This window comes from Brevibacillus fortis, assembly GCF_046196545.1.
Taxonomy (GTDB): domain Bacteria; phylum Bacillota; class Bacilli; order Brevibacillales; family Brevibacillaceae; genus Brevibacillus; species Brevibacillus fortis_A.
The window spans coordinates 3,619,596-3,640,119 of record NZ_CP176370.1; the positions used below are offsets into that span (position 1 = coordinate 3,619,596).

The 20,524-nt window shown below is 46.4% G+C and carries 20 protein-coding genes; 4 read left to right on the forward strand and 16 right to left on the reverse strand.

Annotated features, from left to right (window positions below):
- Nucleotides 1–12 precede the first annotated feature (12 nt).
- The 3 genes from ACKKE8_RS17805 to ACKKE8_RS17815 form a co-directional block, all read right to left on the reverse strand.
- Nucleotides 13–930 (reverse strand): RNA ligase family protein, encoded by a 918-nt coding sequence (locus ACKKE8_RS17805; RefSeq protein ID WP_409174242.1) that lies wholly within the window; start codon nucleotides 928–930, stop codon nucleotides 13–15.
- A 146-nt stretch (nucleotides 931–1,076) separates the two neighbouring features.
- Nucleotides 1,077–1,499: a hypothetical protein gene (locus ACKKE8_RS17810; protein WP_409179154.1), complete on the reverse strand. Its 423-nt coding sequence runs from the start codon at nucleotides 1,497–1,499 to the stop codon at nucleotides 1,077–1,079.
- A gap of 198 nt (nucleotides 1,500–1,697) precedes the next feature.
- Complete coding sequence (locus ACKKE8_RS17815; protein ID WP_409174243.1) at nucleotides 1,698–1,922, reverse strand: AP2 domain-containing protein; 225 nt, start codon at nucleotides 1,920–1,922, stop codon at nucleotides 1,698–1,700.
- 77 nt (nucleotides 1,923–1,999) lie between these two features.
- On the opposite strand from ACKKE8_RS17815, the gene ACKKE8_RS17820 reads away from it, so the two are divergent.
- Complete coding sequence (locus ACKKE8_RS17820) at nucleotides 2,000–2,950, forward strand: AAA family ATPase (RefSeq protein WP_409174244.1); 951 nt, start codon at nucleotides 2,000–2,002, stop codon at nucleotides 2,948–2,950.
- 144 nt (nucleotides 2,951–3,094) lie between these two features.
- Here the strand turns inward: ACKKE8_RS17820 and ACKKE8_RS17825 are convergent, their stop codons facing one another.
- Nucleotides 3,095–3,847 (reverse strand): DUF4184 family protein, encoded by a 753-nt coding sequence (locus ACKKE8_RS17825; protein WP_409174245.1) that lies wholly within the window; start codon nucleotides 3,845–3,847, stop codon nucleotides 3,095–3,097.
- A 21-nt stretch (nucleotides 3,848–3,868) separates the two neighbouring features.
- Nucleotides 3,869–4,354: a translation initiation factor IF-3 gene (gene infC, locus ACKKE8_RS17830; protein WP_409174246.1), complete on the reverse strand. Its 486-nt coding sequence runs from the start codon at nucleotides 4,352–4,354 to the stop codon at nucleotides 3,869–3,871.
- A 199-nt stretch (nucleotides 4,355–4,553) separates the two neighbouring features.
- Here infC and ACKKE8_RS17835 point away from each other — a divergent pair, with 199 nt between their 5' ends.
- The 3 genes from ACKKE8_RS17835 to ACKKE8_RS17845 all read left to right on the forward strand — a co-directional run bounded on the left by ACKKE8_RS17835 (nucleotide 4,554) and on the right by ACKKE8_RS17845 (nucleotide 6,845).
- Nucleotides 4,554–5,021: a MarR family winged helix-turn-helix transcriptional regulator gene (locus ACKKE8_RS17835; protein ID WP_409174247.1), complete on the forward strand. Its 468-nt coding sequence runs from the start codon at nucleotides 4,554–4,556 to the stop codon at nucleotides 5,019–5,021.
- A 47-nt stretch (nucleotides 5,022–5,068) separates the two neighbouring features.
- Nucleotides 5,069–6,301, forward strand: coding sequence for a multidrug effflux MFS transporter (locus tag ACKKE8_RS17840; protein WP_409174248.1), 1,233 nt, complete (start codon nucleotides 5,069–5,071; stop codon nucleotides 6,299–6,301).
- A 112-nt stretch (nucleotides 6,302–6,413) separates the two neighbouring features.
- Entirely contained in the window at nucleotides 6,414–6,845 is a 432-nt protein-coding gene (locus ACKKE8_RS17845) for a VOC family protein (protein ID WP_409174249.1), read from the forward strand.
- A 138-nt stretch (nucleotides 6,846–6,983) separates the two neighbouring features.
- On the opposite strand, the gene hfq is transcribed toward ACKKE8_RS17845, so the two are convergent.
- The 11 genes from hfq to miaB form a co-directional block, all read right to left on the reverse strand.
- Nucleotides 6,984–7,223 carry an RNA chaperone Hfq gene (hfq, locus tag ACKKE8_RS17850; RefSeq protein ID WP_007719110.1) on the reverse strand — a complete coding sequence of 80 codons (240 nt, stop codon included), beginning with the start codon at nucleotides 7,221–7,223 and terminating at the stop codon, nucleotides 6,984–6,986.
- Between the two features lie 29 nt (nucleotides 7,224–7,252).
- Complete coding sequence (miaA, locus tag ACKKE8_RS17855; RefSeq protein WP_409174250.1) at nucleotides 7,253–8,212, reverse strand: tRNA (adenosine(37)-N6)-dimethylallyltransferase MiaA; 960 nt, start codon at nucleotides 8,210–8,212, stop codon at nucleotides 7,253–7,255.
- Nucleotides 8,209–8,994 carry a class I SAM-dependent methyltransferase gene (locus tag ACKKE8_RS17860; RefSeq protein WP_409174251.1) on the reverse strand — a complete coding sequence of 262 codons (786 nt, stop codon included), beginning with the start codon at nucleotides 8,992–8,994 and terminating at the stop codon, nucleotides 8,209–8,211. Before ACKKE8_RS17860 ends, miaA begins: the two co-directional genes overlap by 4 nt.
- A 265-nt stretch (nucleotides 8,995–9,259) precedes the next feature.
- A complete protein-coding gene (locus ACKKE8_RS17865; protein ID WP_409174252.1) occupies nucleotides 9,260–10,453 on the reverse strand; it encodes a hypothetical protein in 1,194 nt (397 codons plus the stop codon).
- A gap of 184 nt (nucleotides 10,454–10,637) precedes the next feature.
- The gene (locus ACKKE8_RS17870; RefSeq protein WP_409174253.1) at nucleotides 10,638–11,084 is read right to left on the reverse strand and encodes a hypothetical protein; all 447 of its coding nucleotides are present in this window, start codon (nucleotides 11,082–11,084) and stop codon (nucleotides 10,638–10,640) included.
- 622 nt (nucleotides 11,085–11,706) lie between these two features.
- Nucleotides 11,707–13,749, reverse strand: coding sequence for a DNA mismatch repair endonuclease MutL (mutL, locus tag ACKKE8_RS17875; RefSeq protein ID WP_409174254.1), 2,043 nt, complete (start codon nucleotides 13,747–13,749; stop codon nucleotides 11,707–11,709).
- A 24-nt stretch (nucleotides 13,750–13,773) separates the two neighbouring features.
- The gene (gene mutS / locus ACKKE8_RS17880; RefSeq protein WP_409174255.1) at nucleotides 13,774–16,362 is read right to left on the reverse strand and encodes a DNA mismatch repair protein MutS; all 2,589 of its coding nucleotides are present in this window, start codon (nucleotides 16,360–16,362) and stop codon (nucleotides 13,774–13,776) included.
- An 88-nt stretch (nucleotides 16,363–16,450) separates the two neighbouring features.
- Nucleotides 16,451–17,740 carry a putative amidoligase domain-containing protein gene (locus ACKKE8_RS17885; RefSeq protein ID WP_409174256.1) on the reverse strand — a complete coding sequence of 430 codons (1,290 nt, stop codon included), beginning with the start codon at nucleotides 17,738–17,740 and terminating at the stop codon, nucleotides 16,451–16,453.
- Between the two features lie 110 nt (nucleotides 17,741–17,850).
- Nucleotides 17,851–18,411 (reverse strand): outer spore coat protein CotE, encoded by a 561-nt coding sequence (locus ACKKE8_RS17890; protein ID WP_106840364.1) that lies wholly within the window; start codon nucleotides 18,409–18,411, stop codon nucleotides 17,851–17,853.
- Between the two features lie 136 nt (nucleotides 18,412–18,547).
- Nucleotides 18,548–18,991: a RicAFT regulatory complex protein RicA family protein gene (locus ACKKE8_RS17895; protein WP_409174257.1), complete on the reverse strand. Its 444-nt coding sequence runs from the start codon at nucleotides 18,989–18,991 to the stop codon at nucleotides 18,548–18,550.
- Between the two features lie 6 nt (nucleotides 18,992–18,997).
- Nucleotides 18,998–20,509 (reverse strand): tRNA (N6-isopentenyl adenosine(37)-C2)-methylthiotransferase MiaB, encoded by a 1,512-nt coding sequence (gene miaB / locus ACKKE8_RS17900; protein ID WP_409174258.1) that lies wholly within the window; start codon nucleotides 20,507–20,509, stop codon nucleotides 18,998–19,000.
- Nucleotides 20,510–20,524 lie beyond the last annotated feature (15 nt).

Genomic DNA, 20,524 nt, shown 5'->3' on the forward strand with positions numbered 1-20,524 from the left:
AATCAACTTGTGTCACGGGTTACCTGCCGCTTTCTCTGAGAAAATCTCCTTAACGAAAAGCGGAATCACTTTGCTAATCGCTTTGCGGAGTTCCTTTTCATCATATCCATCAGGCAAGGCATCAGCCTCTTCCTTGAGGAGATCTTCATAAATGCTGACATTCAGATTTTTCAGTATAACCCCCATGTCTTTTACGCCAAATGTCTCTTCCAGTAGGCCTTCGTCAATCAATTTGTAGAGAAACTTCTCCACACGGGCGAGCGTCACATACCGCTCAACAAACAACACTTCTTCCGATTTCGGTTGATTCGGGTCTTTCGTTGGCTTTTGACGATTGACTTCACTAAATACATCCGTGACGATTTTGACAAATAACTGTCGTCCAAAACGATCCCGATAATCGGCATTTTTCACGACGATGCCCTCACCGATTTCTTCATCCCGGAGCTTGCCACCTAGCGCTGTTTTACCGACAAACGATCTGAGATGCTCTTCCCCTTGGTATTCCCCCTGATAAAAGACCGGCACGAGTTGCAAGCCAAGTCGCTGTCCTTCCCTTTCCACGATAGCGAAATCCACATATTCGCAGGCAGCGGTATCGTACATATCAAATAAAAAGAATTGTTTTTCATACTGAGGATATTTGATTTTATGCGGATTCAACCACTCTCCGAAATAAACCATGCCCGCCACGATTTTCTCTTTCGGGAGCTGTTGCGTCCATTGAAAAAAGCCGTGCAGGTTCTCTTCCTCATGCAATTCCATATTTCGAGAGAATGCCCGGATGCTGTTCGTTTCTTCATCGTATCGAAAGCTTCCATTCGCTCCATCAAGCTTTTCTTGAATGATAATGAAATCCCCTTCTTTAAATACACCTTCTGTCGTTTGATGGCCGAGACGTATAACGTCCGTATATTTCTTTTGTTCCATCTTGTTCCTCCGCTTGTTTGATGGAGTTCTTTTATTTTGGAAGATTATATCATATTATGGAAATTTGAATGGGAGCATTGAAGAAACCAAACGACCATCACTCTTCCCTCGCCGAGTAATGGTCGTTTCCGTATTGCAACAGGGAGTCAAACTTCTTTTACTTCTCCCGTTTGTGCATTAATTTGTAGAATAGATTCTTCTTCATTATCATAATCTGTTGCTTTAATCTGCCAATAATCCTTCTGTCCATTTGCACTTTTAATAATGATTCCGTCATCATGTTTGCTCTTTAAAAAATTGATTGCGTGTTGAATAGCCTTTTTTTCATCCATTTGATTAATAGGATTTTTGCTTTCTTCATTAATTACAAGTTTACTGAGTTTTGCTGAACTGGGGTATGACTGCGCGGATGGTGTCGCTGACCATGTAGATACCATTTGTCCTACTTCAATTTTATCAAAGGAAATGTTATTGCCCCTGCTATCTTGGAAGACTGCTTCTTCTTTTTGGAAGTACCACTCTGCTTCATAGTTTGTACTGTCGTTCGTCTTAGTTTCATCATTTTCTATGACTAAGAGACGTTTTTTTCAGTATCTTTTTCAATGACGTATCCAGTTATTGTTTGTCTTTCAGTCTCATTGTTACTAGTCGCACATCCAGACATGAGTAATGTGGCTAAAAGTAAGGTTAAAGTTTTTTTCATTGCAATCCCTACCTTTACCTTTCTAGTTTCCCAAGGCGCTTGTTTATCAGGTGCCTATTCTTATTTAATAAACGCTTAATTTCACTTTATTTCCGTTTAACTCAATTGCCTTTTGATTATACGCCATAGCCGCCTCTTTCACTGTTTCAAACTCACCAATTTTAACGCTTTTTCTTATATCATAAATTTGAGCCAGAAATTTACCAGAAACTTTGTTAAAGCACACTCCTCGATACTTTGCTGTTTTCTTCCTGGAAGAAAAGTACTTTTTCCATTCCTCTTTTGGCATAAACTCCTCAAAAATTGGCAGATTTTCCGATGTTCCTGAGTATACTTTCTGTATGATGGTCAAGGCAGGTGAAACATGTGAAGCAAGCAGGAGCCATTCCTCAAACTGAGGTGCTCGAATCTTCAAGTAGTAATAATCGAATTCAAGTTGTATTCAATCGACCAGTAAGTGTTAAGCAGCTAAATACTTTACCTGAAATAGTTCGTACCACGTCGAGTTCAAATTTAACAACTGTTTTTGAAGAATTAGAAAGCCTGATTGGTTTACATGAAGCCAAGAAAACGATTTATGAAATTTATGCGCTCATCAAAATGAATAAAGCAAGGGAACGACACGGTCTTAAAATTGAGAAACAAGTTTTCCATATGGTGTTTAAAGGAAATCCCGGTACTGGGAAAACAACAATTGCACGCCTTTTCGGAAAGATTTTTAAGGAAATGGGTGTTTTAACTAAGGGCCATCTAACCGAAGTTGAACGTGCAGATCTCGTTGGTGAATTTATTGGGCACACGGCACAAAAGACTCGTGATCTTGTTAAGAAAGCCATGGGAGGAATACTGTTTATCGATGAGGCCTACTCATTAGCTCGTGGCGGTGAAAAAGATTTTGGAAAAGAGGCTGTAGACTGTCTTACAAAATGCCTTGAGGACTTTGGCAATGATTTCGTCTGTATAATTGCAGGGTACAATGATGAAATGGATACATTCCTTGAGTTAAATCCGGGACTGCCTTCACGCTTTCCCGTCCACATCAACTTTGCTGATTATGAGGTGGATGAGTTGATGGAAATTGCAAATGTAATGGCAAAGAACAAGGAGTATAGAATTTCTGCTGAAGCAAGTGAAAAACTGAGGAGAAGACTGCTAACAGTAACGAGCGATCCGTTTCAAGTAAATTTCAGTAATGCAAGATATGTACGAAATAATATTGAAAAGGCAATACGTGTGCAAGCAGTTAGATTGCTCAAAGTTCCTGACCCAACTCGTGATGATTTAATGAATTTGAAGTCCGAGGATTTTTCAATTTAGAAAAAATAAAATCCCTCAAAATGAGGGATTTTAGACTTTATAACTGTAATATTTGAGATTCTGCGTATTAAACTATACGCTTCGTCATCTCAACACCTACAGAGCCCATTCTGGCGAGATGAAGTATCTGTCCGCCACCCTGCCCTATTTTTTTAATCTGAGCCTGTCCAAAGCGAAGCAGAGCACCACGATTCCAAGCAGTGATCCCGAGAGAAACGGGACGACTTGCTGCAAAGGATGGACGAAGGGTGAAATTCCTTTTACCAGGAATGCGTGTAAAAAGACCGTCACGATACCAAACAACCCCACCCCGAACCAGAACAACCATTTTTCCAAGACAGGTACCTGTCTCATGACGATCTGTCTGTTTTTGTGCGCACTTCGCGCAATGACATACAAAATAGCCAAGCCGCCGAAAAGGGTACTGCCGTGCTGTAGCAGCTTGTAAACAGGCACCTTATAGTGGGCGATCGAGATGGATTGTTGCAAGATCAAGAAGTGATCTACCATACGTCCACCGTCATGGGTAAACGCATCCCATGCGATATGACTCAAACTACCGAGTAACGCTGAGTACATAAACACAATTGCCGCTCGCCACGCTGGCATTCTGCCACCCTTGTCTGTGTAGTCCAGCCCTCGTCCAATCCACTCTGGTAAACGTGCAAGCATCGGCTTTTTGACCACGTACTGGTACAAAAACGCTAATAGGATCGCGATGGGCAAATCAACCAGCCACAATCCAAGCATGGTGTGACTGTACACGCTGAATGGCTGCATCCGGAAGAAATACTCAAAATCGGGTGCCATACTGCCAAAGACGAGGGCAGAGAACGAAAACCACTTGCATTTGCGTAACGGCAGTACAATAGCCGGATGAGCAAAAGTAAAAGGCATACGCTTACTCCCTTTTCGTCATTAGAGTGGCAATAGATTGGCAACTACTTGCTTGCCGCTTACTTGAATCCCTTTATCCTGTTTTCCGCAATGAGCCAGATCTTTGATGAGCTGCTCAATTAACCGCTTGGCTTCCTGGCTTTCCTTTTTCTCCAGTTTTACAGTCAACTGAAGAGCATCCCCGGATGAAAGAATTCGTTCTGCCTGTCTTTTTTTCGTATCGTAATCATGGTCTTCGATGTAGGCACTTAAACGAATTTCTTTTACTTTTACGCCTTTTTCTGCTTTTCGGTTTTTGGCGTTTTCCTTGATGACCTGTTCCTTATAATTCGTTCGATTCACTAATTGACAAGGCGGCGGACTCGAAGCCAAAGAAAGACATACCAGGTCCACTCCCTGTTCTTTTGCCATTTGAAGAGCTTCTTTTGTGGAGATGATTCCGAGATCTTCCCCGTTTACCCCTGTTAATTGAACGACTGCCGCTTTTATTTTTTCATTCATGATCATCTTGTCTCACCTAACCTGTTCATTCGATTTTCAAGGACATCATTACTTCTCCAAAGAATGCCGCGTATCCTTCCAAAGCTCGTAATTGCAAATCATTTTCATGACGAAGCCCAATCGTTTTTGTATAATAGGACGAGGCATTAACTTCCGGACGTCTATAACAGAAAATTCATTAGCAAACTAATTAATTGGGGGTACTTTGGTGGAGTTCAGTTATGCAACCGCATTAACCCATTCTGCGTCGCATGTAATGAAAATGCATCGGCAAAATGTAGAATTTCTGATTCAAAAATACGACGTCTATCCCGGTCAGCCCATTCTCTTGATGCGCTTGATTGAAAAAGATGGGATGATTCAAAGAGAATTGGCCCGAAAAATCGGAGTAAAGCCCGCTACGCTTACCGTTATGATTAATCGAATGGCCAAATCGGGACTTGTCGAGCGCCGAGCAGATGAACGGGACCAACGTATCTCCCGCGTTTATCTTACCGACAAAGGTCGGATGGCTACCAAGCATGTCAAAGAAGTATTACGCGTCATTGAGGAAAATTGCTTCATGGGATTCTCCGAGGAAGAAAAGGATGTGTTGCGTGGCTTGCTCGATCGCATGCACAGCAACCTCCAAGCTTTTTACTTGCAAAATACGCAACCCACTTCTGAGTTATAAAAAGCTTCTTTCCTTGAATAATAATGAGAAAGGTTTGACAACTTGCCGTGAATAATCTAGCAAAAGAACTTGATTCCACGTCCCTAACCGGCAACAAATCACGCCGGCTGTGGATGGCGGCGATTCTAGGATCGCTTTCTGCTTTTGGTCCACTGTCCCTAGATATGTATTTACCTGCACTTCCTATGCTTGCCGATGATTTGCTGACGAGCACCTCCATGACCCAACTCAGTTTGACAGCATGCATGCTCGGACTGTCCATTGGTCAATTGTTTGCGGGGCCGATCAGCGACGTACGCGGTCGAAGAACCCCTTTAATTATCGGGCTCATTTTGTATGCGGTCTCTTCCTTTTTGTGTGCGGTAGCTCCCTCTATTTATACGTTCATCTTGCTTCGCTTCGTACAAGGTCTTGCTGGATCTGCTGGAATTGTTATCGCCCGCGCTACGGTTCGCGATTTGTACTCGGGGACAGAGCTGACGAAGTTTTTTGCCCTCTTGATGCTCATTAACGGGATCGCTCCGATCGCGGCACCTATCGTAGGGGGACAAATCCTCCAATTTACTACCTGGCACGGCGTGTTTGTCGTACTGGGTCTGATTGGCGCTATCATGTTTCTCGTCGTGCTGCTTGCTCTTCCAGAAACATTGCCACAAGATCGCCGCTCCAAGGCGGGAATCGGCAATACACTGACGACCTTTGGTACCTTGCTGAAGGATCGTGTTTTTATGGGTTACGCCATCGCGCAGGGCCTAGTGATAGCCGCCATGTTTGCATACATCGCCGGTTCGCCCTTTGTGTTTCAAAAAATATTTGAAGTGTCTCCACAAACGTTTAGTCTCATTTTCGCGATGAATGGTGTAGGCATTATTATAGCGAGTCAAATCACAGGGAAGCTTGCAGGTAAAGTGAAAGAAACTTCCTTGTTCATTGCTGGGATTACCATTGCAGGAGTCGGCGGAATCCTCCTTCTGGGAATGATTCTCCTACAAGCTGGTCTTATTGCTGTGCTCGTTCCCCTTTTCTTTGTCGTATCCAGTGTAGGGATTGTGGGCGCAACAGGATTTTCTCTCGCCATGCAAAATCAAAGTAAGGCGGCAGGAAGCGCATCTGCTCTCCAGGGGCTACTATCCTTCATTAGCGGTGGAATTGTCGCTCCACTTGTGGGAATCAGCGGCGAACATACCGCAGTACCTATGGGGATCATCATTGCTCTTTCTACGATTGGCGCCATTGTCTGCTACGTAGTCATGGTTCGTCGGAATTCATCAGCGTCCTGATCAACTTCTCTATTGCAAACGTACGTTCTGTGCATTACAATCACATTATGGGCAATAATAGTAAGTGGGTTTGACAAGTTGGTCATATGAAAACCAAGGGAGATGTTGACTGATGGCATTGCGTTTGATTCCTTACATCGTTTTGGATGGTACTGCAAGTGAAGCGATTAGCTTTTACGAGGGTGCGCTAGGTGCTGAAGTGCTGTTCAAGCAAACCTTCGGTGAAATGCCGGAAAATCCTGAGTTCCCATTACCTGCAGAAGCCAAGAATCGTATCGGACATGCTACTATTCGCGTCGGTGAAACTGAACTGATGTTTTCCGATACCTTCCCAGGACAACCGCATCAGCTTGGTGATCAAGTGACCATTTGCATCTCGACCGATGATAAAGAACAATCTCATAAGATTTTTGATGCCCTGCAAGAAGGCGGTCAAGTGCTTATGCCTCTGCAAGAAACGTTCTTCAGCCCAGCATACGGTAATGTGAAAGACAAATTCGGCATCACGTTCCAAATTTATACGGATAATCATTGCATAGAGTAATGTGAAAGCCCTGTTCGCTTCTAAGGCGACAGGGCTTTTTTATTGATACTTTTTGCGTTTAAGGAATTTCCCTCAATCGCGCCAGATAATAAAAAAGAACCAGGATCACATGTATCCTGGCTGTTGGTGTTGCTTCGCTTACTGTTGGTTGTTCTCTTGAGACATAAGCGATACAGGGCGTTGCGGAGTGAAAGTGGAGATCGCATGCTTGTATACTAATTGTTGCTTGCCTTCGCTATCAATCACAATCGTGAAATTATCGAATGCTTTAATATACCCGCGCAATTGAAATCCGTTCACAAGGTAAATGGTAACCGCGATGTTTTCTTTCCGCAAATGATTCAAGAACGTATCTTGAATGTTGATCGTCTGTTTCATGTACACTACCCCCTAAAAGGACTTGTATGTTATATATTCGGCAATTGTTGAAACTTTCCTGCCAATATTCGCTTGATAGTTTCCACGTTATTCCTCTGTTCGGCTGGATCGGTCATGTCAAACCATTGAATTTCTTCCATGCGACGGAACCAGGAAAGCTGGCGTTTGGCAAAATGTCGCGTTCGCTGCTGTATGTCGTTCACTGCTTTTTCTAGCGTGATTTCTCCATACAGATAAGGGATGAGCTCCTTGTACCCCAAGCCTTGCATGGAGACCAGTGACACATCGTATCCAGCATCCAAGAGCCCCCTCACTTCCTCAACCAGTCCCGCTTCGATCATCAGTTCTACCCGGTGGTTGATTCGTTCATACAGCTTTGCGCGGTCCATCGTGAGACCGATCATCACCAAATCATAAGGGGAATGCTGTGCCCGCAGCTGAAAGTCGGACATCCTGTACCCGCTGCTTTCATAAATCTCCAATGCGCGAATCACCCGCTTTACATCATTGGGATGCAAGCGTTCGGCTGTAATCGGATCGACATCGGCCAATCGGGCGTGCAATGCTTCCACGCCTTCACTGTCAGCCAATCTTTGCAGTCGATCACGCAGCTCAGGGTCTTGAGAAGTGGTGGAAAACTGAAATCGATGGGTAACCGATTCTATGTACAGACCTGTCCCGCCTACGATAAACGGAAGTTTGCCACGCTGGTTGATGTCTGTAATCAACGTTGCGGCACTTTCCTGAAACATCGCGACAGAGTATTCTTCGTCTGGATTTTTAATATCAATGAGGTGATGCGGTATGCTCGCAAGCTCCTCTGGTTCTGCTTTTGCGGTGCCAATATCCATTCCACGGTATACTTGCATGGAATCTCCGGAAATGATCTCACCGTCGAACTGTTCGGCCAGCTCCAGACTAAGCTGGGTTTTGCCGACCGCTGTTGGGCCAAGAATCACGACTAGCCTTTCTCTCTGTAGCAAGGTCACTCCCCTCCACCTATCTCTTTGTAGCTGTACACGACCTGCTGGCCGCGGGAGCGAAACGGTGTAAAACCAAAGCGCTCGTACATCCTACCTTCTTTTCCTTCTTTCATTACCACACGTTTTCTCGCAACTCGCTGCGCTTCCAAAACAGCCTCCTCTGAAAGAGCATCTGGATTGGCGAGCTCCCGGACTCCGGCGATTCCCGACGAGCTTTGTACAGTTACTTCGAACATGGGATCGAAATAAACGACGTCGAAGGAACGTGCAGGCAGTCCTCTCAGTACTTCTAGATGGTTGCCACATCGCACCTCAATACGACGCATGGCTTGCTCCAGTTCTTCCGCATCGGATGACCAGTGCCGCAGTCCATCTTCTACCAAGATGGCTAACAATCGCTCAGATTCGATACCAACGACTTTCCCATTTGCGCCAGTTGCATGAGAAAATACAATAGCGTCAGCACCCAAACCCAAGGTTGCGTCAAGCACTTCGTCCCCTGGATGAATTTGGCAAGCAACAAGCATAGTATCAGTATCGCCGCGCATGAGCCGCTTTATACGAAAAGCAGATGTGTTCGGATGAAAAAAGAATGGTTTTTTCCCCGGCACTTCCAGTCGTGCTCCGAGAGCGGAAACCACCAATACTTTTTCTACCCCATATTGCTTGCGCATTTGACCCAATGAAAAATCTCGTCGATTCACAACCTGTAGCCCCAATGTACTAGCCAATTCAGCTGCGTGACGCAAGGTTTCTTCACCAGGCTCAAGTCCTGTCGTAACAATCACGCCTTTGTTCCCTTCCTTACGTCTTCGCCCTTTTGACAAGAACTGCTGTTCTAGAAAAACGACTCGACGGTTTTTACATAAACGGTAACGATCATATTATTGTAAGCAGGATTAATTTGCCGGTCAAATAGAATCTGAACCAAACTGTTTTCCTCTTTGCTATGACAATCATACCATTTTTTATGAAAGCGCGTCGGACTGTAGTAGTTCCGTGGGTCTTGTTACATGTGGGCATAAGCCATGCGAATGAAAAAAGCTATCTCCACTACTCATCTGCAAGGTTCGCCTGTCTGATCCAATCCAGCCTGCGGTTATTTAACAGACCGAGATTGTAATAAACAATCGATTGAGCGCCTGCGTCCACTGCTGTTTTCACCCTCGCTGCCAACTCGACTGCTGACTGGATTTGGCTATGATGCAGGGAAAAAGCCGCTCCCAACGCAGCTTCTGGGGCTACAAGCTTGATTGCATGGAAGGTATACGCCACATCACCGACACTGTCTCCATAGGCGAGAGGAACGACACGATCGAGAGTAGCCGCAGCTTTTCGCAACGAAACCCCTTCCCAATAGGACTGATTCACAAAAAACGGTGTCGAAGACGGAAAGCCATCCAATGCAGTCCCCATACTCATCGCGATTTCCTTCAGGCTCCTCCATAGCCCATCTACCACTTCCAGACGAGATTGCTGATACTGATACAATTCCGGGTATTCCAGCAGCAAAAAGGCAACTTCTCTCGCTTCAGCGGATACTTGCGAGATGGAATCGGCTTCTACCATCTGATTGACCAGCCTTGATACAAGCTGTTGGACTGCTCCTACATCGATTCGCTTCGATTCGGCACGCTCCGTACATGCTCCGCAAAAACAGAGCGAAAGTAACCATTGCAGTGATTCTCCTAACGGCAGGAGGCATACTTCATGATGCTCGCCATGCTTTATCGGCAAAAAGGCGGTCGCTTCGATCAGAATCCGCTCCGGTTTGACCTGCTCTAGCGTATCCGTAAAAAGCGCCTTGGCATAATGCTGAACCTCAGGCTGCGAAGGACATAGCGCGTACGTGTATGTATCCCCCCAAATGTTTTGCACACAAAGATCTGGATGAGCCAAACCAAGTGTAGAATTGTGAAGGCCAACCCACCATGTATGAAACCCCATTCCTGCCTGCTCACAAGCTTCTTTCATTTTGGCAAGAATGCCTGCTTGTGCGATTTGCTCGTGTACGGTCGGGCGTAAACGGTTGTACTTCGACCATTCAGGCGCAAACGACACCCCTGAAAACGGCAGCCTGCGAAACGTTTTGCTTCTCGGGTGAAAAAATCTCCCCTGATGGTAGCTGCTATTGACCACCGCTGTATTGCATTTGGCCCCCTGCAATGTTTGCATCACAGCTTCGATTCCACTCTCGGCTATGTCCCACGGATAAATAAACATCCCGGTTTGGCGTGATGAACTCATTTCGTTTCACCTCGTTTTTGCAAGTAATCATAAGTCAGCGTTTGTCTAAAATCAATCTTGATTTTTAAATTTTCTGAATAAAATTAAAGAGGCAGAATAGTCGCCTATTAAGTTTTTTATTGAAAAAGAAAAAGCACCACTTGGGTGCTTTTCATTAAGCCCATAAAAAATTTTTCCTCTAATATTACCAAGTCGATAAGTAAACAGCGTAAATATGTCTCGAATCAAAATCTTGGGAGGCATGTCCACGAACTTTAAAGTATACTGTCGCCCCCTTACCAAAACCTATGCCACCTGCCGATGCAGCGTCAATTTCACCAGGCCCTAAATCACCAGCAGTACCAGACAATATATACTCGCCATTAGGTCCAAAAGCTATCCAGTCATAGTCATAGTTAATGCCAGCAGGGGATTGAAGTTCGAATACCCAATTCGATTTGTCTGAGTCATTTCTAAAAACATACCAATCAACATCTGTACTATCCGAGATTGTTTGAAAGAAACTACCACCAGCGTGGATAACTTGAGCAGTTTCTCTTGTATCTGCCCATCCATCACTGGCAAAAGCGGCTTGCGAACCGAAAGTTAATGCAGAAACAATTGCACCCAAAGTCATAACCTTTTTAATCATACTCCACATCCTTTACCATTTTATTACATAAATAGTATATAATTCTTGTTCCTTTTCAACAATACCCTTTCTTTAAAAAAATCCAAAGATTCAACGCCCACTAAGTAGGGAGCGAGTGACCGGAGTCTTGTCTCGCTTCTCGTCATTGAATTCCGTAGTTGACTCCTCCTTCATATGTTTTAAAAAGTCCCTGACAAAATCAGGGATAAAAGGTAGGAAGATTTAATTGCTTTTTGGGAGATACCGTATATCCCTTATCAATGACGTACCCGAGCAAACTATGAATGTTGAGGAATGTTAGGTTTAACGAGGCTTGGTTAACCTCTCGGGGGTCTTGTAAAGCCGGAACCCAAAAGAGTAAAAGGCCATATCGAGAGCTCAGTCAGTGGTTTTGGCACTGCTTTATTTAACTTTGAAGTCCACTTATGAAAAGTAAAGCGGCAGTCAGGAACAATAAACCATTTCCTGACTACCGCTTTTTTCGCAAAATGACAAATCTGTTAGTTTAGCATGCTTCTCGTCTCTTCTTGATGTTTATCCTCGCGAATGACGAATAGCACCCCAATAAAAATGAAGTATCTCGTTTTTCTACTCCGAAGATAAGTCTCTTCCCCATACATGTTTACATCACACGCTTAAACATTTTTTCTAAGTCATAACCAGTAAAATGAATCACAATCGGCCTGCCGTGCGGGCACGTATATGGACTGCTCGTCTTGCGCAGCTGGTTCAGCAAGCTTTCCATCTCTGCATTCGTGAGGAAGCGGTTCGCTTTAATCGAAGCTTTGCAAGACATCATGATGGCAGCTTTTTCGCGCATCAGCACGACATTAGCTTGGGTGTTTTCGCCCGTTTCCAGTACAAACTGAATGAGCTCCTCAATGACCTCCAGCTCAGCCCCTTCTGGGAACCAATGTGGATGAGCGCGAACGATAAAGGTCCGTCCACCGAACGCCTCAATCTCCAAACCAAACGATTGCAAAAGCGACAGTCGCTTCTCCAGTTTGCTTGCCTCTGCAGCCGTATACTCCACCGTATGAGGAAACAGCATGATCTGGCTGGAAATGTCCTCTTCTGCCAGCTTGTTCATGAAATACTCGTAAAAAATCCGCTCCTGCGCAGCATGTTGATCGATTAAATACATGCCTTCGTCATTTTGCGCGACGATGTAGGTGCCATGTACTTGACCAACTGGGTACATAACGGGAACAGGTGAATCCGTCTCATTTTCATTGGTAGCTTCCGGATGTGGCAGTAATTGATCGGTACCTGCTGTGGCTGAATTGTCTTCGCTGTTGATTTCATGTAATGGATGCACAGGAGATGGTGCCTGGGCAATGTCCAATTGTTCCGGAGCCTTAGTCTCGTAAGGTTGGAAAGTCGCCTGCACGATTTCATGCGGGATAGCCTCTACTTTTGCAGACTCCAGCATTTCATAGTTGGCTGCCGACTCCTTTACCGTGCCGTTTTCCATGGACGGTGCGATATGCGGCACTACATCCACTTGCTTACTTATCGTTTCCTGCTTGGCCATCCATTCCTGGAGCCGGGGACTCGCTGCTAATAGTGGCGTTTGCGGAGTATCAGGCTTGGTGATTTGCAGGTCAAACTGTGGTTGTACAACCTGGGTGACGACCTTCGCTTTTGGTTGTGTAGCCATGGGTCTGACAATTCCTAAGCCTTGTCGCAATGTCTCTTTTACTGACTGTTCAATTGCACTGCACAATTCATCTTCTTTACTGAATCTCGCCTCTAGTTTGGCAGGATGTACGTTCACATCGACCAGTGATGGATCCATCTCGATCTGCAAAGCCACAATCGGATAACGGCCGATGGGTAACAATGTATGATAACCGCGCATAATCGCATTGTTGATCGAATAGCTGCGCACGTACCGACCGTTTACCAGTGTCGAAAGGTAAGAGCGATTCGCCCTTGTCACTTCCGTCTTCGATAGAAAACCAGACCACTTATAGTCGAGGGTCTCCCCTGCAATTGGTAGCAACAGCTTCGCTACTTGCACACCGTAGATAGCCGCCATGACGTGCAGCAGCTTTCCGTCGCCAGACGTTTGCAAAAGTGTCTTGCCGTTATGAGTCAGCAGGAAGGAGAGCGACGGATGCGTGAGTGCAAGTCGATTCACATAATCGGAAATATGTCCGACTTCCGTGGCGATCGACTTCATGTATTTCAAACGAGCAGGTGTGTTGAAAAACAAGCTGCGTACACATACTTCCGTCCCTTTTACAGCGGCTTTATCGGAAAGCGTTCCGAGCTGCCCACCTTCAATCATGAGATGAGTACCTATCTCACTACTGGACGTACTGCTCGTCAGCTCCATGCGCGATACTGCAGCAATACTCGGCAGGGCTTCGCCACGAAAGCCCAGTGTACGAATGCGGAACAAATCACGAGCGTTGCTGATTTTACTGGTGGCATGGCGCTCAAAAGCCAGTTGGCAATCTTCCCGGTCCATCCCTTTCCCATTGTCAACGATCCGAATCATCTCCAGACCGCCTTCTTCTACGTGGATCTCGATTGTCGTTGCACTGGCATCAATTGCATTCTCTACCAGCTCTTTAACAACCGAAGCCGGTCTTTCTACTACTTCCCCTGCAGCAATCATATTGGCGAGTTGCTCATCTAAAACTTGAATGGTTCCCATGAGTGCCTCCCCTCCGGACGAACCCTATCGCTTTTTCAATTGCTGTTTCCATTCATATAGCTTCATCATAGCGTCCATTGGCGTCGTTGAATTCAAATCCAGCTCGCGCAGTTCAGCCATAATTGCTTCTTCCTCGGCCGCCGCAAACTGCATCGGTTCTTCACGCACCGCAGCAACTGGTGCCGTCCATAGCGATTCGAGCGACATTTGCACGTCACTCGCTGCATTTCCATTCCCTGCATTTCCATTCGCTTCAAGCCCGGTTAAGATACTGCGCGCCCGTTCAATGACCCAGGTCGGCATTTCAGCCAGCTCTGCCACATGGATTCCATAACTTTTATCTGCTCGTCCTTCTTCAATTTTGTGAAGGAACAAGAGCTTTCCTTCCCGTTCTTCGCATCGAGCGTTGACATTCACGACACCACTCAACGTCTCTGCTAACCCGGTCAACTCATGGTAGTGCGTCGAGAAGAGTGTTTTGGCACCGATTTTTTGGCAAATGTACTCAATGACTGCTTGTGCAAGCGCCATTCCATCGTACGTTGAAGTCCCGCGACCGATTTCATCGAGCAGGATCAAGCTCTTTGCTGTCGCTTTTTGCAGGGCGTGTCTGGTCTCCAGCATTTCCACCATAAACGTACTGTGCCCGCCTACCAAGTCGTCGGCGGCCCCAATTCGAGTAAAAATCTGATCAACAATCGCGAGCTTGGCCTGTTTAGCCGGAACGAAGCAACCGATCTGTGCCATCACCGTGATCAAGGCGATCTGTCTCATGTACGTACTCTTACCCGCCATATTCGGACCCGTAATGAGCAAAACTTGACGATTCGTCTGATCCATCTCCACGTCATTTGCCACATATTTTTCGCGCTCCAGAACGGCTTCTACTACTGGATGACGCCCTTCTGTAATGACGTATTCGCCGCTTTCCACAAGCTCAGGGCGTATAAATCCGCGCTCGTCACTTACCGTAGCAAATGCCTGAAGAACGTCCACAGATGCAATGCGCTCTGCGAGGTTCTGCAGTCTTGGTATATGCTTCGCGACTTCACTTCTTACCGCCACGAACAGTTGGTATTCTAACTCAATCATCTTTTCTTCCGCTTCAAGAATGAGCGCTTCGCGTTCCTTCAACTCTGGTGTGATGTACCGCTCTGCATTGGCTAACGTTTGCTTGCGCTCATACCGCCCAGCCGGAACGTTGGCGATATTGGACTTCGATATTTCGATGTAATAACCGAACACCTTATTGAAGCCTACTTTGAGTGATCGAATCCCTGTCGCTTCCCGTTCTCCCTGCTCCAGCTGGGCAATCCACGTCTTCCCTTCACGACTTGCCGTATGGAGCTTGTCCAGGTACTCATCGTATCCCGTCCGAATCATTCCGCCTTCACGAACCGAAATTGGGGGATCATCCACGAGCGCATGAGCCAAATAGTTGACGATATCCGTACACTCATCCATCCCTTGCGCAAGTTCCATCAATACCGGCGTATTCGTTTGAATCATATATTGCTTCAGCTCTGGAACAGCTTCCAAAGACATCCGCAGCTGAATGAGATCTCGTGCGTTCGCATTCCCGTAGGAAATACGGCCCGCCAGACGCTCCAAATCATAGACACGATCCAAGCAAGTCCGCAAATCGGAGCGAAGCAGCATGTCACCCTTTAAGGCTTCCACAGCGCTCAATCGTGCCTCCAACTGATCGCGACTGAGCAACGGACGCTCAATCCATCTGCGCAAAAGACGACCACCCATTGCGGTTTGAGTCCGATCCAACAGCCACAACAGAGAGCCTTTTTTCGTCTTATCGCGAATGGTCTCTGTCAATTCCAAATTGCGTCTGGAAAAGCCGTCCATTTGCAGGTACTGCTTGGCATCGTACTGCTTTAACAGCCGCATATGGGCAAGACTGCGTTTTTGCGTCGTCCCTATGTAGAACAAGAGAGCATTTACCGCCGCTCGCATGGACATGTCCAGACCTTTTGCCTGCTCCGCATATTGACTATCCACCGCAAATGCGTCCAGCTGGTTCGCATCCACGACAGTAGATGGCAGTGCTGTCTTCGGCAAAACAGCGAGGCCAAAAAAGACGAGCTCCTTGGGGCGATATTGCAAGGCTTCATCCAGAACAGCCTCTGCTTGTCCCACCAAAGAGGTAACGTACATCTCGCCTGTACTCATATCACACGCAGCAACACCCGTTCGCCCTTCTACTTGGGCCAAAGCTGCCATGTAATTGTTTTCCTTATCCGTCAGCCATTTGCCTTCCATCATCGTTCCTGGAGTAATGACACGTGTAACTTCCCGGCGAACGACCCCTTTGGCTTCTTTTGGATCTTCGACTTGCTCGCAAACGGCTACTTTATGTCCTTTTTTCAGTAGCTCTGCAATATAGCCATCTGCCGCATGATGTGGAACACCGCACATTGGTATGCGCTCAGAACCACCACCTTCACGTCCCGTCAGTGTAATTTCCAGCTCACGGGACGCAAGAATGGCGTCATCAAAAAACAGTTCATAAAAATCGCCTAAGCGAAAAAATAAGAAAGTATCCGGATAATCTTTTTTGATAGCCAGATACTGTTGAATCATCGGGGTATATTGAGCCATGATTTTCTTCTCCTAGCCTACTAATTCTCGTCGCTATTATATCATGATTGTACGGTAATGTTGATCCTGCATCCAATGGTAGATCTGTTTATGCTAGCTTCCATGTCTTGCGAAGGTCTTCATCCGTTCTCCACGATTGGCTTTCGATTAAAAAAGAAAAGTATCGATCCAAATGAATTCGTGACAGCATATAGCCTGGTAGCTCCTTTAATTCTTGCCAGACTTGGGCAACGTACGGCAGGAGCTTTTCTTTTTCGCCCTGATAGTACGCTTTGATGAGCGGGAGCTTTAGATGAGGCGTTGCTTGTAGCTTCTCGTGATTGGTTGCAACCAAATGGGCCAAATGAAGAATACCTCGGGTGACAAGGGGATCAACGAGCCAACTGGGGAGCGTACGATATTCGAATCCATATTCCTTCTCCCGTACATCCCCCAAAAATCCATATCGCTCTCTGCGGCTCATACAGCCTGCATCCTCAATTAGAACAAGGGGAAGAGCCAAGTACGCATCCAACTTTCGCCGTAGAGAAAAAGTAGGGGTAAGACCGCCAAAATGAATATGCCCGCCGATTGGATAACCTTGAAACGGCATTCCGCCAGCGAGCCATTCGATAGACGAGTTCCCTATTTTTTGGTATGCGAGTGCCAGATTATCGTAGATGTGCATAAATAATTGATCAGGGTCCTCCGATGGCGCAGGTCTCAACTCTGCAACCGGGTGCTGATGGAGACCTAATTCTTCCCGATAGCGTGTCGTATCACATCCAACCGTGCCATTAATACTCAGGAAGTCCGAAGCAAGTGCCATCTCTCCTGTGGGCTTGCGTAAAGCAAACTCGGGATCAGCCCCCATGCTTTGCAGCTTTTGCGGCTGTTTGCGCATCCGACCTTCCCACCAATCTCGAGCCCGCTGCATATATTCGTCAGCATGATTGGCTGGCCAATTTGGTTCCACCTCGACGACCTTAAGTCGATGGGGAGAAGCCGCCATGATCGTTACTTGACCCGCATCGGCTCCAGCGGCATACAAACTGCGCGCAGCCAGCCCCTGTACCACTTGAACCTCCGTTTCGGCGGAAGGTAAGGAGACGGAATGCCATTCGGGTTCCTGCATCCGGTGCAGCAGCCATTGTGATTGCTCCTCGCTCCTGGCGATATCCAGTACATAGTCTTGGTAAAGGCAGATCCTATATGTCCGCCAACCCGGTCGCGCTGCTTTTCCTGTCGTTACAGGTATTCTCCCTTGCCGGAGCAACCAGCGCCCGATTTCTGGACGATGCAAATACGCTACGACTTCTTTAGCGTTGGCCGTCATCGGTTGTGTTGCTGGCGTTTCCTGCTTGTTAGCTCGCTGACTCGCCTTTGTGCGTAGAATCATGCCTTCCACACTCCCCCGCTATTCTCTCGTTATCTTATGACTGCGCCCAAAAAAAAGTGTGAATGGTACACTTCCGAAAAAAAGAAAAAAGAGGAGATAATTTCTCCTCTTTAGTCGAGCTCGTCGAGTAGCGTAGCGGAATCAAAGTCATCAAACTCGTCACTGTTATCTTCAAAGTCGTCAACCAGATGGAACTCTTTGTCATCACAACTATTGCAGACAACAACGCACACCTTTGTTTCTCCAATGACCTCTACTGCATATTCGCTTTCAACTCTGACTGTGATTGTGCCACCACCACTTAACTCCGCTTTTATGCACTTCGGTTGCTCCACGGCGCGTGCAACGATTTCCAGATCGCCTCTGCAGTTCTTGTCGAAGAACGTAAGCGGTACGAGTACGGAGAACTTTACAGTTTCCCGCTTGACTTCGGTTTGCGTGTTATTAGCAAACGAAAACCACAGGTTGACGTCATACGTACCAGATACTTCAACGGCATCTCCGACTTTCTCTGCTTGGAAGTTCGTGTTTATAATCCAGCATCCGAGGATCGTCGAAGGAGTTTGCGACGGTATGATGGTGTGGGTGGTAGTAGAAAATTTATGGCCTTTGCCGCAGACTGCTTTCGCGATAAGTTCCCGGCACTGTAGATCTTTGTCTATACCCGACATTTCGTTACCTCCTCCATACAACGTTTCTGTACATTTGTATGCAGGGCATTCGACTAGCGTGCAAACAACCACCTTATATTTGGGAAAGTTGTTGGGTACTCATCAAAACAGCGCCAGGAAAGCTTTCTATCAAGAATTAGGAGCAGCAGCCGCCAGATTTTTTCTTCTCAGGCCCGCCACCCGTCTCTCCGGTCAATGGGTTTCCGCCTGTATCCAAAATAATACGCTCCGAAACGGTGTTCGTGATCACGTTCGTGACCATTTGCAAAAGATCGTTCACATCCACCTGCGATTGCTTGAATTCCGTAACGATTGGAATAGCATCCAGTTCCTCATGCAATTGGTTGTACTCGCCTTCCACTTTTTTCACCAGTTCAGGCTTGTTGATGGATTCAAACATCACCATTTGCTTTTGCTTCTGCTTCAAGGTATCAATCAAATCTTGCACACGTTCATTGTGCTTGATTTGCAGTTCGGCACGTTTGAAGAAATCGACTTCATTCGTACGCGCGATCATAGCTGCAAGCTCGCGAGCTTTATCAAGAATTTCTTTCTGGGTATACACGTTTGTTTGTTCCATAATGACCTACACCTCAACTTTGGATACGAGTTCTCCGTGGAGTGTCCACGTTTTCGCATCTGTAATTTTAATGTGCACATACTGTCCGATCAAGGATTTGTCGCCAGTGAAATGGACCAGCTTGTTCGTACGCGTACGTCCCGCAAGCACTTCCGCATTCGTCCTCGATTCGCCTTCCACAAGTACCTCGACAACCTGATCCTGCAGTTTTTTGTTTTGCTCCAGACTAATTCGACCCAAGACTTCATTGAGTCGGTACAAGCGCGCTTTTTTCACTTCCATCGGCACATTGTCTTCCATGACAGCAGCCGGTGTACCTTCACGTGGGGAGTAAATGAAGGTATAGGCAAAATCATACTTGACTTCTTCCACCATTGAGATAGTATCTTCGAACTGCTCATCGGTTTCGCCTGGGAAGCCAACAATAATATCGGTAGAAAGCGAGACATTCGGGATCGCGTCCTTGATTTTGCGAACGAGCTCCAGATAATGCTCACGCGAATATTTACGCGCCATCCGCTTGAGTACCTCTGTCGAACCGGATTGGACAGGCAAATGGATTTGCTCCACCAGGTTGCCGCCCTTTGCCAGCACCTCGATCAAGTGGTCGTCAAAATCGCGCGGATGACTAGTCGTGAAGCGCACACGCGGGATATCAATCTTGCGGATCTCGTCCATCAGGTCTCCAAAACCATACTCGATGTCCTCAAAATCTTTCCCATACGCATTGACGTTTTGTCCAAGAAGCATGATTTCCTTAAAGCCTTGGCGAGCGAGATCACGCACTTCCGCGATAACATCTTCCGGGCGTCGACTGCGCTCTTTTCCACGAGTATATGGCACGATACAGTACGTACAGAACTTATCACAGCCGTACATGATGTTAACCCAGCCCTTGGTGTTTCCTTCGCGGAGCTTCGGCATATTTTCGACGATATCGCCTTCTTTAGACCAAACCTCAATCACCATTTCTTTGCTGAACATTGCATCGCGCAACAGTTCTGGCAATCGGTGAATATTGTGCGTTCCAAAAATCAAGTCGACCTGCTGGTAGCTTTTCAGGATTTTCTTGACGACTTTCTCTTCTTGGGACATACAGCCGCAAACACCGAGGATCAGATTCGGATTGTTATTCTTGAGCCGCTTCATGTGGCCAAGCTCTCCAAATACTTTATCCTCTGCATTTTCGCGGATCGCACAGGTGTTAAATAGGATGACATCCGCATCTTCGACAGAATCAGAGGAGGTATAGCCCATTGCCTGCAAGATACCAGAAATCGTCTCCGAATCATGCTCGTTCATTTGGCAGCCATACGTACGAACGTGATAACGCTTTCCTTTTCCGATGTTCTGCATGTCTTCTGGGATATTAAAATCGTAATGGACTAAAATCTCTTCCTTACCGCGCTTTTTCGCATCTTTCAAAGAAGGGGCCTGGAAGTATTTCGCATAGTCTTCCGTTTTCTTTGGAGACTTAACGGATTTTAAGTCCACAGTCGCCTCTTTCGTTTCCTTCATCATATATCACCTCAG